The 16,425-nt window shown below is 39.5% G+C and carries 15 protein-coding genes; 3 read left to right on the top strand and 12 right to left on the bottom strand.

The window, feature by feature from the left end; translation table 11 throughout:
* The 6 genes from phrB to PSR9079_RS01525 all read right to left on the bottom strand — a co-directional run bounded on the left by phrB (position 1) and on the right by PSR9079_RS01525 (position 4,784).
* Positions 1-1,395, bottom strand: coding sequence for a deoxyribodipyrimidine photo-lyase (gene phrB, locus PSR9079_RS01550; RefSeq protein WP_149980173.1), 1,395 nt, complete (start codon positions 1,393-1,395; stop codon positions 1-3).
* The gene (locus PSR9079_RS01545; RefSeq protein WP_145235868.1) at positions 1,395-2,348 is read right to left on the bottom strand and encodes a YbgA family protein; all 954 of its coding nucleotides are present in this window, start codon (positions 2,346-2,348) and stop codon (positions 1,395-1,397) included. Before PSR9079_RS01545 ends, phrB begins: the two co-directional genes overlap by 1 nt.
* A gap of 8 nt (positions 2,349-2,356) precedes the next feature.
* Complete coding sequence (locus PSR9079_RS01540) at positions 2,357-3,019, bottom strand: ChrR family anti-sigma-E factor (protein ID WP_149980172.1); 663 nt, start codon at positions 3,017-3,019, stop codon at positions 2,357-2,359.
* On the bottom strand, positions 3,012-3,635 hold the full coding sequence (locus PSR9079_RS01535) for a sigma-70 family RNA polymerase sigma factor (RefSeq protein ID WP_149980387.1): 624 nt from the start codon (positions 3,633-3,635) through the stop codon (positions 3,012-3,014). The genes PSR9079_RS01540 and PSR9079_RS01535 overlap by 8 nt, the downstream gene beginning before the upstream one ends.
* A 66-nt stretch (positions 3,636-3,701) precedes the next feature.
* Positions 3,702-4,280: an LON peptidase substrate-binding domain-containing protein gene (locus PSR9079_RS01530; RefSeq protein ID WP_149980171.1), complete on the bottom strand. Its 579-nt coding sequence runs from the start codon at positions 4,278-4,280 to the stop codon at positions 3,702-3,704.
* A 213-nt stretch (positions 4,281-4,493) separates the two neighbouring features.
* Positions 4,494-4,784, bottom strand: coding sequence for a hypothetical protein (locus PSR9079_RS01525; RefSeq protein WP_149980170.1), 291 nt, complete (start codon positions 4,782-4,784; stop codon positions 4,494-4,496).
* 255 nt (positions 4,785-5,039) lie between these two features.
* On the opposite strand from PSR9079_RS01525, the gene trhA reads away from it, so the two are divergent.
* The gene (trhA, locus tag PSR9079_RS01520) at positions 5,040-5,678 is read left to right on the top strand and encodes a PAQR family membrane homeostasis protein TrhA (protein WP_149980169.1); all 639 of its coding nucleotides are present in this window, start codon (positions 5,040-5,042) and stop codon (positions 5,676-5,678) included.
* Positions 5,679-5,687: 9 nt separating this feature from the next.
* On the opposite strand, the gene PSR9079_RS01515 is transcribed toward trhA, so the two are convergent.
* Together PSR9079_RS01515 and PSR9079_RS01510 are read right to left on the bottom strand one after the other, a co-directional pair.
* On the bottom strand, positions 5,688-5,993 hold the full coding sequence (locus PSR9079_RS01515) for an MGMT family protein (protein WP_145235885.1): 306 nt from the start codon (positions 5,991-5,993) through the stop codon (positions 5,688-5,690).
* A complete protein-coding gene (locus PSR9079_RS01510; RefSeq protein WP_149980168.1) occupies positions 5,994-6,887 on the bottom strand; it encodes a LysR family transcriptional regulator in 894 nt (297 codons plus the stop codon). It lies immediately after the preceding gene.
* 122 nt (positions 6,888-7,009) lie between these two features.
* On the opposite strand from PSR9079_RS01510, the gene PSR9079_RS01505 reads away from it, so the two are divergent.
* Complete coding sequence (locus tag PSR9079_RS01505; protein WP_145235892.1) at positions 7,010-8,092, top strand: efflux RND transporter periplasmic adaptor subunit; 1,083 nt, start codon at positions 7,010-7,012, stop codon at positions 8,090-8,092.
* 1 nt (position 8,093) lies between these two features.
* The gene (locus PSR9079_RS01500; RefSeq protein ID WP_149980167.1) at positions 8,094-11,156 is read left to right on the top strand and encodes an efflux RND transporter permease subunit; all 3,063 of its coding nucleotides are present in this window, start codon (positions 8,094-8,096) and stop codon (positions 11,154-11,156) included.
* A gap of 60 nt (positions 11,157-11,216) precedes the next feature.
* Here PSR9079_RS01500 and rluF read toward each other — a convergent pair whose 3' ends face one another.
* The 4 genes from rluF to PSR9079_RS01480 form a co-directional block, all read right to left on the bottom strand.
* Entirely contained in the window at positions 11,217-12,140 is a 924-nt protein-coding gene (rluF, locus tag PSR9079_RS01495; RefSeq protein ID WP_149980166.1) for a 23S rRNA pseudouridine(2604) synthase RluF, read from the bottom strand.
* Between the two features lie 303 nt (positions 12,141-12,443).
* On the bottom strand, positions 12,444-13,529 hold the full coding sequence (locus PSR9079_RS01490; protein ID WP_246175468.1) for a DUF418 domain-containing protein: 1,086 nt from the start codon (positions 13,527-13,529) through the stop codon (positions 12,444-12,446).
* 16 nt (positions 13,530-13,545) lie between these two features.
* Positions 13,546-14,757: an EAL and HDOD domain-containing protein gene (locus PSR9079_RS01485; RefSeq protein ID WP_149980165.1), complete on the bottom strand. Its 1,212-nt coding sequence runs from the start codon at positions 14,755-14,757 to the stop codon at positions 13,546-13,548.
* Between the two features lie 118 nt (positions 14,758-14,875).
* Positions 14,876-16,417 carry a glycogen synthase gene (locus PSR9079_RS01480; RefSeq protein WP_149980164.1) on the bottom strand — a complete coding sequence of 514 codons (1,542 nt, stop codon included), beginning with the start codon at positions 16,415-16,417 and terminating at the stop codon, positions 14,876-14,878.
* Positions 16,418-16,425: the final 8 nt, after the last annotated feature.

Genomic DNA, 16,425 nt, shown 5'->3' with positions numbered 1-16,425 from the left:
TCATACCTTAAATGCATCAAGCGCTCGTAAGCGAGCGGTTTTATGATCAACGATTGCTGGCCAATAAACTGCTTTTGCTTTGCCGCTTTTCGCTAAATATTCATGTGGAAAATGAATTTGCTTATTCGGCACATTTTCCAACTCCGGTATATACTTACGAATAAAATCACCATCAGGATCAAATCGCTCACTTTGAGTAATCGGGTTGAATATTCTAAAGTATGGCTGGGCATCGCACCCGGTACTTGCAGCCCATTGCCAACCGCCGTTGTTAGACGCTAAATCGCCATCGATCAAATGCTGCATAAAGAAACGTTCACCTTTACGCCAATCAATTAACAAGTGTTTGGTAAGAAAACTGGCAACTACCATTCGTAAGCGATTATGCATCCAGCCAGTTTGAATAAGCTGCCTCATAGCGGCATCAACAAGCGGGTAGCCTGTTTTACCTTCACACCAAGCAGTGAAATCAGCCTCATCAGTTCGCCACTTTACTGGGTCATATTTCTCATTAAAATTGTTATATTTATTAAGTTTTGGATAAGCCACAATTAAATGACGATAAAACTCACGCCACACTAACTCGTTGACCCAAGTAAATAAATTGCTTTTAGAGCTACTTAAAACATCGACATATTGTTGCTGTACAAGAGCAATTAATTGCTCAACGCTGACAATTCCTAAAGCTAAATACGGACTTAAGCCTGATGTGCCTTTAATACTTGGAATATCTCGCTGATCTTTATAACTGAGTAATTTATCGCTGATAAAGCGGGCACAGATTTGACTTAATGACGCATCATCAACTGGCCACTTATGTGAGGAATCATCACCGGTAAGTAACGCTGAACCTTGCCAAGGTATTGGGCTAAACATTGTCGGAGGGGCTTGAAAATAAAAATGAGTATCTTGATATTGCTTTAGCCAGGCATTTTTAAAAGGGGTGAACACCTTAAACATCTCACCACTTTGATTCAGTACCGTTCCAGGCGGTGCAACCACGTCACCATCAAACAAGGTGACTGATACTTTAAGTTCATCAGCATGATGTAAAAATGCGTTATCGCGCTCAACTTCATTAATTTCATATTCTTTATTGGCAAATAACTGCGTTACTGAATGTCGCTGGCAGAACTCGCTTAACTGCTGCACACATCCTGCGTAATTACCCGCTTCAATGATATGCAAGGTGATACCATTATCAGCTAGTAACTGACCTAAGAAGTTTAACCTTCGTTTTAGCAAATCAATTTGTATTGAAGCAACACCATGGCGTTGCCATTGTTGCTCAGTGATAAAAAATATAGCGTCTTTACAACCATTGTCGATTGCTTGATAAAGGGCATGATTATTAAAAAGGCGCAAATCGCGCCTAAACCAAAATACAGTGTTCATTAAATTCCGTAGCGTAATTTAAGTTCGTGAGGATAAGGGTTGAAGTAAACTTGCTTTGCTAAGTATTCGTTTGGATGTACTTTCAAATGATGTTTTAAGAGTGTCAGCGGTACATACAGCGGCACTAAACCTGAGCGATACTCATCAATTGCATCTCGTAACTCTTCTTTTTCAATTTTGGATAAATGTTTTTTAAAGTAGCCTTGTAAGTGCATTAAAGTATTGCTGTTATTTTTCCGTGATGCAGGTCTTTTCAGCGCTGCCATTAAACCTGCAATATAATCGTCAGCAAGCTGCTCAAAATCATCGCCAACATAGGTGCCCAGTAAATTACCAAGATCTTTATATGCCTGATAATTGTGAGCCATTAACAAATACTTATATTGCGCATGAAACTGCGTTAACCTATGCAGGGTTGCTGGCTGTTGACGCAATAATTGCCAGTTTTTATAAGTAAACACCCGCATTACAAAGTTTTCACGCAAGTGCATATCATTTAAACGACCATTTTCTTCACACGGTAACAATGGGTTGTGAGCCATAATTTGCGCAGCAAAAAAGCCCACGCCTTCTGATGTATTACCGGTGCCTGCTTCATTGTATATTTTGATCCGTTCCATGCCGCAGCTTGGACTTTTAGCACAAAAAACAAAGCCGCTTAATTGTGCAGCCTGCTCTGTGGCAACTTTTTTACCGTACTCTGTCAATTGTGGGCCAACATCACCACTGCCGTCAGGACGGCACACTTTAATAGTTGTGCCTACTTTAACCTGTCTAATTGTCGGTCTTGGGATCGGCAGACCTACCGCCACTTCAGGACAAAAACGCTTATATTCAACATGTTTAGCAAATTCATCCATGCAAAAATTTGATTTTTTATGGCCACTATCAAACCGAACTTTCTCACCTGCAAGGCATGCACTGATGCCTATTTGAATAGTCGATTGCTGCATATACACTCCTAGTAAATCAAATTGCCAATTGGATTGAGTAACTTACTCAGTCCTTTATTAAAGTGTAGAGCACTACTGACTACTGTGTAACATAAACAGCCTTTTTCTGTGATCGGAGTGTGTTGATGACGACCATCGAGCCACATAAAGTCGCCAGGCACATAATGATCGTCTTCATCACTAAACTCACCATCGAGTAATAAAGTCAGTTCAAAACCAGTGTGGGTATGTTCAGGGATTTCCCCACCGGCATCTATGTGTAGCAAACTCGAACGTAGCGCACCATCATCGAGAGCGATACGAGAACGTGATAACTTACCCATTTGCATAAACTTACCATGTGAAATACGGGCAAGAGCACGAGGCAATTGATAATTTTGCTGATTGACAAGGATAGTTTGTGGCGTCACTTTATATACATCATCAACACTATCGTCAGCGGTAATTGCATCAAGTAATGATAGTTCATCAATAGCTAAATCTGTAGTTTGCAGTTGTTCATTATGATGCGCAAACACATCTACAGCATTTTGCGCTTCAATGCGTTGCACTTTATCTTTACAGCAACTACACATGTCAAGATGAATAGCGACAGCAACACTGATACTCGCCGGTAATGACGCATTACAATACTGCGCTAATAGCGCATCGCTTGGGTGATGTTTAATCATTGCGGTCTCCCATTTCATTGCGTAATTTTTGTAACGCTAAACGTAAACGTGACTTCACAGTACCAATTGGAATATTCAATTGATCTGCAAGTTGCTCTTGTGACATATCTTGAAAATAAACGCCTTTAACAACATCGCGTTGAGCTTGAGGTAATTTATCGAGGTAATTTTTGATTTGCTGGTTTTCAAGATGATCACTAAATTCATGGTCGGCATTATCATGTTGCTCAACTAGCGGCCAAATATCTTCGCTAATATTGTCTTCTTTGTTACTTTTCATTTTTCTGAGCATATCAAATGATGCGTTACGCATTACGGTATATACCCACGTTGTAGCTGCACCTTTATCATTATTATAAAGATGTGCTTTTCGCCACACTGAGGTTAGGGTGTCTTGCACTAATTCCATCGCTTGCGCTTCTGAATTAAATTGCTTAATACCAAAGCGTTTTATTTTCGGTGAAAAGTACGCAAATAAATAAGCAAAAGCGTGTTTATCACGATTAGCTGCAACCGCAGATAATGCATCTGCAAGTTCTTTGCTTGGCGTTTGTGGCATGGCAGTGTAATTACCTGTGTTAGGTTCACAACGTGTTGAAAGTTGTTGACTTACCATCATAATATTCCTATTAGTGTTCTTGCTTGTGCAATACGCAGAGCAACTAAAATAAGATCATATTAATTAGGAAAATTCGTTATTAATCACAGTATGAAGGAAAGAGTGGATCTTCGCAAAGTCCGATTTAAAGGCAAGCTGTTGTTTTTTATCAATTGAAATAGGTAATAATTCAAGCCATCTTGCAAGCACCCAGTTCAGATCATCAAAGTGTGTCTGGCGGTATAAATCGGTTAACTCTAGATTAGCAGCAAACAACTGCTCTAGTGCCGTTACTAAATATGAATCATCGCGCTCTAAGTTGTGAGGTTGTTCAAACCAAAGAGATGTTTTAGGTGCAGATAGCTGACCGAAACGCAGTTGCTGTTTATCTTGAGTTATATCAGTTAACTCAACCACAGATTTGGCCACCACATCAATTAATAGTTGTCCTTGTTGATCTTGTGAAAAGTCAATAATATCAACTAAGCATCCATACCTAGGAACGTTGAGATAACTATCAACATCGTACTGGCAAAGTACGAAACCATGATCATTTTTAAGTGATTCTTTAACCATATCAAGATAGCGAGGTTCGAAGATACGTAACCGCGTATACCCGCTTGGTAGAATAAATACCGGTAATGGAAAGATTGCACGTTTCATAAGGCTTACTACATCAGTTTAACTATGCATTACGTTACGTGCACCGCAGCAAATAAGATCAACGTTACTGATTATTACTTATCGCTATCCCCTTAGCCTATGTTTAACCACTGCCCTACGTTGCGTAATAATTCAACTGAGGCATACACACTTAATAAGCTCACTACAGGTGCTAACATTAAAGCTAATAATCCTAATTCGCTGCTCATTGCCTTAATCCTCAACTTTTACTGCATTGCTAGTTGCAACGAGTTGTGATGTATTTTCCGCAACTTTAGCTGATTGCTCACTATGCTGTGAAAGCAGTTCAGTTAACATTTTTTGCGAATCACTAAACAATGACTGTTTTAATTTGCTTTGTAATTCATCACTCGTACTTTCAATATAATGTGCAATGCTGTTTGATAGCGTTTGAGTGATATCTAATTGACCGTCATTTGCACTTGCTTGTGTAGAACCAACAACCAAAAGTGCTGCAACAGATAGTTTAATAATGCTTTTCATGATGGTATTCCCTATTGTGTTATTAAGTTAGTCGCTATTACTTAATCAAAGGTTGTGCCAACCACGAAATAAATTTTAACCAATTGTTTTTTATGCACTTTAAATCACATAAGTGCATAACCTTTTGATGATGTGAATTTTAAAACCATTCAAAGTGGTTAAAAACACTAAAATATAGTCAATAAATAAGCATTGAAAGTTTCAGCGTACACTTGTACACTCAAACCCATATTAATGTTTTACGATGAGTATGTCATGTCGGTTAAACCCGCTTATTCTAAAAAAGAAGAGCAACTTAATAGCTTGTCTCACGGCGCAGGCGTTGTATTTTCACTGTTTGTATTGTGGGAGCTTATCGGCAAGACACACACGATTGAAGCAACGGTCAGTGCAATTATTTATGGCGGTAGTTTATTGTTGCTGTTTTTATCATCTACGCTTTATCACAGCAGTAGCAGCATAGATGCGCGGGCTTTTTATAAAAAATGTGACCACTGTGCTATTTATATTTTAATTGCAGGCACTTACACCCCTTTTTTAGTACTCTCATTAACCGGGATTTGGTCGATTTTAACGCTAGTATTTATATGGTCTTTAGCACTTGGCGGAGTGTGCTATAAATTAATGGTGAAAAAACAAAACAAAAAGGTGTCTTTATCAACATATTTATTAATGGGTTGGTTTGCAGTTGCAATCGTCTACCCGCTTTATTTAAATGTGCCAGTAAACGCACTATGGTGGTTACTCAGTGGAGGGATTTTGTATAGTCTCGGCACACTCTTTTATAGTGCTAAAAGTCGTCAATATAGCCACGCACTTTGGCATGTATTTGTGATTGCTGGCTGTGTTTGTCACTATATTGCAATCAGCCGCTATATTATTACGGTCGGTTAAATTTTTTAATTAGTCCCACTGAAATTGACGCATATTAACACGACCATTTTTAAAAATTACGCCTTCACTTTGCAGTAATTGATATTGCTTTTGGTACTGCGCTGTCCCTTCAGGAAAAGAAATTTTACCTTGGCTGTTGATCACTCTATGCCAAGGTATGCTTGAATCTTTTGGCATTAACTTTAATAGCCGCCCTACTAGCCGAGCATTATTTAGCAATCCTGCCATTGCCGCTACTTGTCCATAACTGGCTACTTTTCCTGGCGGTATATTCGCCATCACAGTATAAATTTTGTCTTCTTTACTGGCTTGCATTTACGACCCTAAAAACGTTTTACTTAACTGCTTAAAATCTTGCCACACGGCTCTTGCCACGGGTCCATGATGAGTGGCATTTTGTCGGAATACTCTGATCTGTGCGCTAAACGTATTTTCTCTGTCTAGTATTTTAATTTGTTGTAATACACCACTTTCAAGTTCATTTTGACAATGCGCTAAACTCATCATTGCCCAGCCAGCTCCCGATAATAAAAACGATTTTAAAGTTGATATATCATCAATTTTCATCATGGTAGAGCCTTTTGAATACGATAAACGATCAGAGTCAAAACTCATATCACTTTCAAACATCGCTAAACAAGGAAAGTTCTGTAATTGTTGATAAGTTACTTTATCTGGCACTAATCCTGTCACACTAACAATACCAATATCGAGCTTGCCAATCGGTAAACTTTCTAAATCGCCTGTAGCATGAAACAAATCAAACCACGGTCCAATCCCTAAGTCTGCTTGTCCTTTATTAACTTGCTCAAGAGAAACAAAGCGTTTTCCGCTGGTTACACTAAACTCGGTGCTGGTATGTTTAACAAAAGCATTGCAAATAATATCGTTATACAGTGCTTGGTGACATAACTGCTCATAACAAATTTTGTAATTTGCTTCATTACCAAGTGCAAGCTCACTGGCCAGTTGTGCTAAATGTGCCTGAGCATCTAATAATAATGCTGCTTCGCGATGATAAATACGACCCTTTTCAGTTAATTGCAATCGATAATGGCTACGATCTAACAATTCAAAACCAAGCTCAGCTTCAAGTTTCTTAATAGCTAACGTTAAAGCTGGTTGCGATTTATACAGTGCTGAAGCAGCTTGCGACAAGCTTTGAGTGCGAACAATGGCATCAAGCATTTTTAACTGCACTAAGTTCATAATGGTCCAACTTAAGATTATAAATTTTATTTATGATCTTTTTAAAATTTAATAATTTTTATTTTATATGTTCGCGGCGTATGCTGCACCTAATTTATGTTTTCATAGCCACGGAGAAGACCATGAAACTGTCGCCAGTTTTAATTATATCAACATTAATACTGAGTTTAGTCGCCTGTAAAGAGTCAAATACCGACACTCACGTCGAACAAGCTATTCGTCCAGTAAAACTATTTGAAATTGATACTAACTCAGATCAGACAATACGCAGTTTTCCGGCAGAAGTAGTGGCAAATCAAGGATCTTATTTGGCGTTTAGAGTTAACGGTGAGTTATTAGAGTTCCCGGCATTGGCGGGTCAACATGTTGAAAAAGATCAACTCCTTGCCAAGTTAGACCCTGAAGATTTTCAACTGCAATATGATGAGCGAAAAGCACGTTTTGAATTGGCGCACTCGCAACTTGAACGCGTACAAAAACTATTTAATAAATCAATTACCAGTCAATCCGAACTTGATCAGGCACTTGCCAATAAACAGGTAGCTGAGTCGGCATTAAAAATTGCAAAAACCAACTTAGATAATAGCGAATTACGTGCCCCTTTTAGCGGCACCGTTTCCAAAGTGTTTGTTAAAAACTTTGAGAATATCCAAGCAAAACAAAACATTCTTCGCTTAGAAACCCGTGATTTAATGGATGTGATCATTCAAGTACCCGAAAAACTAATCGCCCGTATTGATAAAGACATTGACTATCAGCCAAGCGTGGTTTTTGACGGTTTTCCAAATAAATCATATACCTTAATGATTAAAGAATTCGACACCCAAGCAGATCCAGCCACATTAACTTACAAGGTGGTATTTTCATTACCTGTGCCTAAGGATTTTAACCTGTTGGCAGGCATGACCGGCAGTGTAGATATTGATCTAAGTAAAGTTACTCACTCGCAATCACACTATATTTTACTCCCTGTTGAAGCGGTGTTCTCTGAACCAACACAGCCTACTAATAACAGCTATGTCTGGCTATACGATCCACAGACTGGCAAGGTGAAAAAGCAAGCTGTTGAAGTTGGCCAATTACATCGACGTGGTATTGAAGTGCTTGCTGGTTTAGAGCAAGGTCAAACTGTGGTCGCGGCTGGTGTTCACTACCTTAAAGAAGGCATGCAAGTACGTCCGTGGCAAAAAGAGCGAGGCTTATAAAATGAGCATTGCTGAACTTGCCATAAAACAAAAGGTCGTCAGTTGGATGTGCGCGCTATTACTATTAATCGGTGGCGTAGTATCTTATTTAGGACTTGGTCAGCTTGAGGACCCTGAATTTACAATAAAAAAAGCCATGGTGATCACCTTATATCCTGGCGCTTCACCACAACAGGTAGAAGATGAAGTTACTTTTCCGATTGAAAATGCAATTCAACAATTGCCGTATGTGGATTACGTAACCAGCATTTCATCTCCTGGGAAATCACAAATTACCGTTGAAATGAAAAGCAACTATCGCAAACAAGACTTACGACAAATTTGGGATGAGCTACGGCGCAAGATTAACGATAACGCTTCATCACTGCCAAGTGGTGTATACCCAAGTACCATTTTAGATGATTTTGGCGACGTATACGGCGTAATGTATGCCGTCACTGGCGATGGTTACTCTTATGACGAACTAAAAAACTATGTTGATTACTTAAAGCGCGAACTGGTACTCGTTGACGGCGTAGGTAAAGTGACCGTCAGTGGTGAACAACAAGCACAGGTGATGGTTGAAATATCGACGCGTAAGCTGGCGCAGCTTGGTATTGCACCAACTAGAATTTATCAATTATTGCAATCACAAAATACCGTATCGAATGCAGGTAAAATACGCGTAGGCGATGAATCAATTAGACTGCACCCAACAGGCGAATTCAAAGACGTAAAAGAGCTCGAAAATCTACTGATCTCAAAACCAGGTGAAAATGAACTGATTTACCTCGGTGACGTTGCAACGGTGTTTCGTGAATACGCCGAAGTACCTAATAATGTAATCCGTTTTAACCAGCAGCAAGCCTTGCTCGTTGGCGTATCGTTTAGCAGTGGTGTAAACGTTGTGGATATAGGCGATAACATTAAAGCGCATTTAGCATCGCTTGAATATCAGCGCCCCCATGGCATGGAAATAAATACCGTTTATAACCAACCTGTTGAAGTCGAAAAATCAGTCAATGGCTTTATCATCAGCTTACTCGAAGCTGTCGCTATCGTTATTGTTGTCCTGCTTGTCTTTATGGGCTTTAAAAGTGGCGTACTGATCGGGGCAATTTTATTGCTGACCGTATTAGGTACATTCATTTTCATGAAACTGTTTGCGATTGATTTACAACGTATCTCTTTAGGTGCACTGATCATTGCATTAGGAATGTTGGTTGATAACGCCATCGTAGTCACTGAAGGTATTTTAATAAACCTAAAGCGAGGGCAAACAAAGATAAAAGCAGCGGCTAATATAGTGGAGCAAACAAAGTGGCCTTTACTTGGCGCAACCGTGATTGCTATTACTGCATTTGCGCCAATTGGCTTAAGCTCTGACGCTAGTGGGGAATTTGCCGGCAGCTTATTTTGGGTATTATTTATCTCATTATTATTAAGCTGGATCACTGCCATCACCTTAACTCCTTTCTTTGCTGACTTAATGTTTAAAGAAACAGAGCTCAAGCAGCAAAGCCATGATGAAGACCCATATCAAGGTGTGATCTTTAATCTATATAAAAGTTTATTAAGCACCTCGATGCGTTTTCGTAAAACCACTTTATTGTTGATGGTCGTTTTATTAGCTAGCTCTGTTTTTGGCTTTAAGTTTATTAAACAAGCGTTTTTTCCAGCTTCTAACACGCCAATGTTTTACGTTGATTATTGGCATACCCAAGGGGCTGATATTCATGCCACTTTAGATGGCGTCGCCAAACTCGAAGCATTCTTACAAAAAGATGAGCTGGTCGAAGAAGTAACGTCAACGATAGGCCAAGGCGCACCAAGGTTTATGTTGACCTACGCACCTGAAAAATCATACCCAGCTTATGGTCAATTAATTATCCGTGTAAAAGACCGCGAAGCAGTGGCGACGATGATTGCAAAAGTTCGCGACTATGAATACAGCCACGTATTTGATGCCAAGCTTAAAATAAAACGTATGGAAATAGGCCCTTCTACTGATGCTAAAATAGAAGCACGTTTTTCGGGGGCTGATCCAGTAGTGCTTCGCCAATTAGCTAAACAAGCAAAAGAAGTGCTTGCAAAAGATACCGGTGCTTATAATATCCGTGATGATTGGCGTGAACGCTCAAAACTCATTCGCCCGCAACTTAACGAACAAAAAGCGCGGCGTCTGGGTATCGCTAAAACAGACTTGGACCAACTATTATTAACCAGTTTTTCCGGTAAAAAAGTCGGCATTTACAAAGATGGTACTCAACAGATCCCCATTATTGCCCGCTCACCGGCACAAGAGCGTCTTAATGTTGAAAGCCTCCGTGACCTACAAATATACAGCCCAGTATTAGGCGTATTCGTGCCAGTTACTCAAGTGGTGGATGAGTTTGTTGTACAGTGGGAAGACAGCCTAATAATGCGCCGCGATCGCAAACGTACTATTACAGTAATGGCCGATCATGACGTAATCGGCGATGAAACACCCGCTAAACTATTTTCAAGAATCAGGCCAGGTATTGAAGCAATTAAACTCCCTAATGGCTATGAATTACAATGGGGCGGTGAGTTTGAATCATCAACAAAGGCAAAAAAAGCTATTTTTGGCTCGTTACCTTTGGGCTATTTAGCGATGTTTGCAGTCACTGTGTTGCTATTTAACTCAGTAAAAAAACCACTGGTTATTTGGGCCACAGTACCTTTAGCAATCATCGGTGTCAGCGCCGGCTTGCTAGTGATGAACGCCGCATTTAGTTTTATGGCGCTACTTGGGTTATTAAGCTTAAGCGGTATGTTGATTAAAAATGGCATTGTGTTGGTTGATCAGATCAACCTTGAGCTCAGTGAAGGCAAAGAGCCTTATCAAGCAGTATTTGATTCCGGTGTAAGCCGTGTGCGGCCCGTTGCGATGGCAGCAATCACCACCATTTTAGGAATGATCCCATTATTATTTGATGTGTTCTTCCAATCAATGGCGGTGACGATTATGTTTGGTTTAGGATTTGCAACCGTGTTGACATTAATCGTAGTGCCGGTGCTTTATACCGTGCTATTTAAAATTGAGGTGCCAAAAGCAAAATAACTGAGGTTTAAATAAAACCAGGAGCACAATTTATGTTGTTCCTGGTTTTACAATTTGATCTTATTTTTTAAGGCTTAATGTGCCTGTGCGAGTGGTGCTATTTCTTCTTGCAGGTTTGGCGTTAGTTTGGTCATTTTTAGAATCAAAACGGCCTTGTTTGACATGCTTAGCAAAATCACGCTTTTTATCGTTATCTTTGTAAGGCGTGCGTGCTTGTTTAGGCTTGCTGATATTCGCAGATTGTTTGTTCTCATCCACTGATAACTCCTCGGTTTTGCCCGAGTCGGCAATCGAGTTATTAATCTCAGCCATTTCTTGCTCAGTTAAATGGCGCCACTGGCCAACATTTAAGCCTTTTAACGTGACATTCATGATACGTACGCGTTTTAAGGTGACCACTTCATAGCCCAAGTACTCACACATACGACGAATTTGACGATTCAAACCTTGCGTTAATACAATAGTAAATTGTTGCGGTCCTGTTTGTGTAACTTTGCATTTTTTCGTGACTGTATCTAAAATTGGTAAACCACCTGCCATCTTATTCACAAACTGACGATTTAATGGCTTGTCGACTGTAACAACATACTCTTTTTCATGATTATTACCTGCACGAAGGATTTTATTGACGATATCTCCTTCATTTGTCAGGAAAATCAACCCTTCTGATGGGCGATCTAAGCGACCAATTGGAAAAATACGATCTGGGTAGTTAACCGCTTTGACGATATTACTTTGAATTTTACGCTCAGTTGTACAGGTTATACCAACGGGTTTGTTGTAAGCGATGTACGCGCGTTTCGGCACTTTTTTCAGCGGCTTACCATCAATCAGTACCGTGTCAGACAATGCTACTTTGACACCCATTTCCGGTCGAATACCATTGACAGTAACACGACCATCTTCAATATATTTATCCGCTTCGCGTCGTGAACAAAAACCAGTGTCACTAATAAATTTATTTAATCGTTTTAAGTCTGTCATGGGCCAAATTCATATTAATTTTAAAGGCCGATATTGTATACCCAAACCACCTTAAGATGCGAGCTCAGTTGAATTTAAAAGCGATTTAGACAAGGCATAGATTGCAAACAATAGAAGCCACTTGTTAAAATTAATAACGCAGTATAAAGCGCCGTTAAACCAACAATTAGCCTTTTCACAGCAAACATCTAGTCTGTTTGTTTATACTTAAACGATTGCTCTGTTTTACGGTATATGGGTTTGCGATAATTTTAACCTACTGTGACAGAGAAAAATTACCACACTATTTACAGTAGCTTCAACTCAAGCAGCATTTGCATACTTTCGCCAAATAAATTCCATTGGACCTTGCTTAAAATAACGCGAATAAATCACACTAAAACTAAGTTGAAAAATAACTAAACCACTCACTAATACGTAATATTCTAAATGATTAAAGCTTAGCACCCAGTGCGGATAAAAAACTTTAAACAACAATAACAAGCAAATAGTTTGCATTAGATATAAAGTTAATGCGAGCCTTCCTGCACGCTGCAATGCAATAAAGTGAAAGTCATGTTTGGTCATCAGCATTACCACAAAATGAATAATTAATAGGGCTGTGAATAATGCTGCAAACCAGCTTACGGGTTCTTTTAATGCACTAATAAATAAGCTAGATTGATATTCAAAACTGATCCTAATCGCACTTAACAGTAGCGCAATTGCCAATACTCTGATTTTGCTTAATTTAGTTAAACCGGTCTCAAACAGTTTATTTTTATAGCCATAAATACCGAATAGCATTAATCCTGCAGCCATCCACAAAGTGATCAGCGGAAGTGCAATGAGCATCACGATAAACATCACACTATTATTGACAAAAATAGTTAATGCCGATCCTTGTGAAGCATTATAACTTGCTAAAAAATCTGCCGAATCTCGATAGATAGTCAGTGTGGGGTCAACTAAGGCTATCAAAAAAGTTATCGCTGCGGCTAATGATAGAAATTGCCAACCGCGTTTTAATAATATCTCGTCACTCGCATCAAGGTATTGTATGGCCAACCACCCTGCGCATGCATAGATAAACAAAATATCACCAGCCCACAACAAAAAGCCATGTAGTAAACCAAACACGGCTAATACTTTTAAGCGTTTTTGCAATTGCTCAACCTGCTGGTAACGCTGCCACTGAATATATAAGCCAGCACCAAAGAGTAAGCAAAATAAGCTGCGAAAGCGGCCGTCAATAACACTAAGGCTCACCCATTGAATAACATGATCCGAAAAAGGCGGGGACTGTAATGGTACGTAACCAAATTCAAATAAACCGAAGGAATAGGCATTCATGTACATTAAGCCGAGCACAGCAACACCACGAATAACATCCATATTTTGATTACGCATTATTGAGCTCGACTTGTTAGTTGTGCTTATGTATGTTTGACCAGTCTAGCGCATCTCGATAAAACTTCGGCAGTAAATCACTATTTATGTTAATAAATACAACTGCTTGCTCCATAGCCCACCAGCTACCTGATTCATACGCTTTTACTGTTGTAAGGATATAATACAGGGTGTTTTTTTCTTCCATTAGAGCGTCTTTGATTGGTTCTGGAAATGGTAAACGAAGGAGTAACTGCTCCATTGGCCGGTCTAATATTGCATCCAACAACGAAAAAAGACCGGTTAAAAAGGCACTATTCGCTTGCGAAGGCGCTATCTTTTTCGCTATCAGCTCACAAAATCGCGCCCGAATGATACACATTTTGATCAATTCGTTAGGTTTCGTTTGTGCAACGTGAGCGGTAATAATCAAACTAACAAACTTCTTTATATGATCATGACCTAAATAAACTAAAGCCTGTTTGAGTGACTCTATTTCTTTTTGGACAGGAAACACACCGCTGTTGATCAATCTTAATAACTTAAATGCTAATGCTGTATCTAATTGAAACAATCGCGCAATCGAATTGATATCAGGATGCTCTTTCATAACTTGTGCATAGATGGTCAACGCTAGTGCATAGTTTATATCAATGTCTTTTTGTTGAATGACTACCGGCTTGGCAAAAAAATAACCCTGAAAATAATCAAAGCCCATCTTATGAGCTATTTTAAAATCATCAATAGTTTCGACTTTTTCGGCAAGCAACTTTAGCTTTTTGTATTTTTGCAGCCGTCGAATCAGCGGTTCAATTTGCTGCAAAGGAGTTATTTGAATATCAAATTTGATTAATTTAACAAGTTTTAAAAACCTTTCCCACTTAGGCTCATATACAAAATCGTCAAGTGCTAACACAAAGTTTTTATGAAACAGCGCACGACATAGCTGGTAGTTTTCTTCTGTCGGCTCAATTGTTTCGAGCAACTCAAGTACCACATCTTGCGAAGGCAAAAATGCACATAAATCCATTTTTAAAGAATCAGGACCGATATTAATCAGTGCTTTTTTACCAGCAGTAATATGTCGAGTGCCGAAATTAAGCTGATTTTCCATGATCAGTTTTGCTGTTGCGACGCTTTCGTCAATATCTGGAAAACAATTATTGGTACTATTACGAAACAATAATTCATAGGCAACTACATGTTGTTGACGATTGAATATTGCTTGGCGCGCAACAAATACTTGCACTTTTTCACCCTTAAACTCGACTATTGATGGTTAGTTACGAAATAAAACACAATACTAAGTAACTAAATCATAATGTTATTGCAATCCATTATAGCTAGTAAGATGATAAATAGCAGTATTAATTATAAAGTTTACTGATATAGTCCTTTGCTACATAAGACCATGTAAAGCGAGCAGCCTTAGCATTGCTGACAATTTCATCCCATTGTTTGGGTTGTTCTTGTCTCAGAGTAAGAGTATTAGCAAAACACGTTACCAGCGCCTCGCTTTGTGTTTGTAATGTGTCACCACTAAAGCTAAAACCATTTTCCAAATGAGTGATAGTATCTTTTAAACCACCGACTTGATGTACTAAGCAAGGCTGCCCTGCTCGCATAGCAAGCATTTGGCTAATACCACATGGCTCAAAGGAGCTAGGCATCAAGAATAAGTCCCCTAACTCATACAGTAATTCGCCAACGCTATTACCATAACCCTTTAAAAATAATAAGTTACTATTTCGTGCCATGGCAGTTGTTATAACCTCTTCAAGGGCCGTGTCACCGGAACCTAAAATGATCATACGTCCTTGCTGTTCATTTAACTTTTCACACAATGCATCAAGCACTTGCTGGTTTTCGTAGGGTTGGCGCAGTAACAAAGCTTTTTGATCGGTTAGGCGTCCAACACTGGTGACTAAAGGCCCTTTAACTGGCTGCTCAATGAACTGCTGCAACCGTTGATGAGCTATATAGTAACTGCTTTGCAGGTTAACTTCTTTAGCCATCCAAACAAACAATGCCTGCTCTATCTCAAAGTATAATTGTGATAGCGTACTGGTTGACTGTGCATTGTGCTCAGTGTACTCACAGCCATTTAATATTCCGACGACTTTATTGTTCGCCATCGCATTATTCAAATCGCGCTCTAAGCCTTCACCACCAAAAAAACCATTATGCGGTTCACTGGCTTGCAATACTTCTTGTGCGTAGTTTGGAGATACTAAATGTATCTTATCAACTAAATTGATAGCGCTGCGCATCGGATTAAAGCAATGAGGATAACGCGGATCGCATAATATCTCGCCGTTATAACTCAACGCCGGAAACCATGCTTCTAAACTTGAATCATCTCCTTTGAATGGGCGGATCCCTTGCAGTGCAATATTGTGTACTGTAAATACGCTGCGCAAAGAAGAAAAAGATGCAAACCGATGATCAAACTTTAACAATACCGCCACACACGCGCTGTGCCAATCATGCAAATGCAACACATCAGGACGAGTGATCACACCTTGCAATAGCGCTTCACACACTGCAGCATTAAATAATGCAAACTTAGTGGCATCAGTGGCAAAAGGTCGGTCACCATCATCATTACAGTATACAGCGCCATGGTGCTGACTAAATAACGGATGTGATAGAACTAATTGCCTGACTTGCTGCTGATCAACATATACTTGCCACACTTGAACATCATAGATATATCCGGCAAAGGGCACATGGAGCGTGCCTAATTGCACACGCTCTAACGTGGTAAAACCATAATCTGGAATAACCACATCAACGGTTAAGCCAAGCTCCGCTAATGCTTTGGGACAATCTCGTAGTACATCTGCAACACCACCCACTTTGGCATTTGGTAAAGCGTCATTTTCGGCCGCAACCATTAATACATGCATCTTTTTCT

It is taken from the genome of Pseudoalteromonas rhizosphaerae (assembly GCF_902498845.1).
GTDB classification, from domain to species: Bacteria; Pseudomonadota; Gammaproteobacteria; order Enterobacterales; family Alteromonadaceae; genus Pseudoalteromonas; species Pseudoalteromonas rhizosphaerae.
Note: the sequence above shows the minus strand (reverse complement) of the source record. Positions and strands in the feature narration are given on the sequence as shown.

Bases quoted from the DNA above. Each gene is read 5' to 3' on its own strand.
- phrB (WP_149980173.1), bottom strand. From the start codon at position 1,395: ATGAACACTGTATTTTGGTTTAGGCGCGATTTGCGCCTTTTTAATAAT.
- PSR9079_RS01545 (WP_145235868.1), bottom strand. From the start codon at position 2,348: ATGCAGCAATCGACTATTCAAATAGGCATCAGTGCATGCCTTGCAGGT.
- PSR9079_RS01540 (WP_149980172.1), bottom strand. From the start codon at position 3,019: ATGATTAAACATCACCCAAGCGATGCGCTATTAGCGCAGTATTGTAAT.
- PSR9079_RS01535 (WP_149980387.1), bottom strand. From the start codon at position 3,635: ATGGTAAGTCAACAACTTTCAACACGTTGTGAACCTAACACAGGTAAT.
- PSR9079_RS01530 (WP_149980171.1), bottom strand. From the start codon at position 4,280: ATGAAACGTGCAATCTTTCCATTACCGGTATTTATTCTACCAAGCGGG.
- PSR9079_RS01525 (WP_149980170.1), bottom strand. From the start codon at position 4,784: ATGAAAAGCATTATTAAACTATCTGTTGCAGCACTTTTGGTTGTTGGT.
- trhA (WP_149980169.1), top strand. From the start codon at position 5,040: ATGTCGGTTAAACCCGCTTATTCTAAAAAAGAAGAGCAACTTAATAGC.
- PSR9079_RS01515 (WP_145235885.1), bottom strand. From the start codon at position 5,993: ATGCAAGCCAGTAAAGAAGACAAAATTTATACTGTGATGGCGAATATA.
- PSR9079_RS01510 (WP_149980168.1), bottom strand. From the start codon at position 6,887: ATGAACTTAGTGCAGTTAAAAATGCTTGATGCCATTGTTCGCACTCAA.
- PSR9079_RS01505 (WP_145235892.1), top strand. From the start codon at position 7,010: ATGAAACTGTCGCCAGTTTTAATTATATCAACATTAATACTGAGTTTA.
- PSR9079_RS01500 (WP_149980167.1), top strand. From the start codon at position 8,094: ATGAGCATTGCTGAACTTGCCATAAAACAAAAGGTCGTCAGTTGGATG.
- rluF (WP_149980166.1), bottom strand. From the start codon at position 12,140: ATGACAGACTTAAAACGATTAAATAAATTTATTAGTGACACTGGTTTT.
- PSR9079_RS01490 (WP_246175468.1), bottom strand. From the start codon at position 13,529: ATGCGTAATCAAAATATGGATGTTATTCGTGGTGTTGCTGTGCTCGGC.
- PSR9079_RS01480 (WP_149980164.1), bottom strand. From the start codon at position 16,417: ATGCATGTATTAATGGTTGCGGCCGAAAATGACGCTTTACCAAATGCC.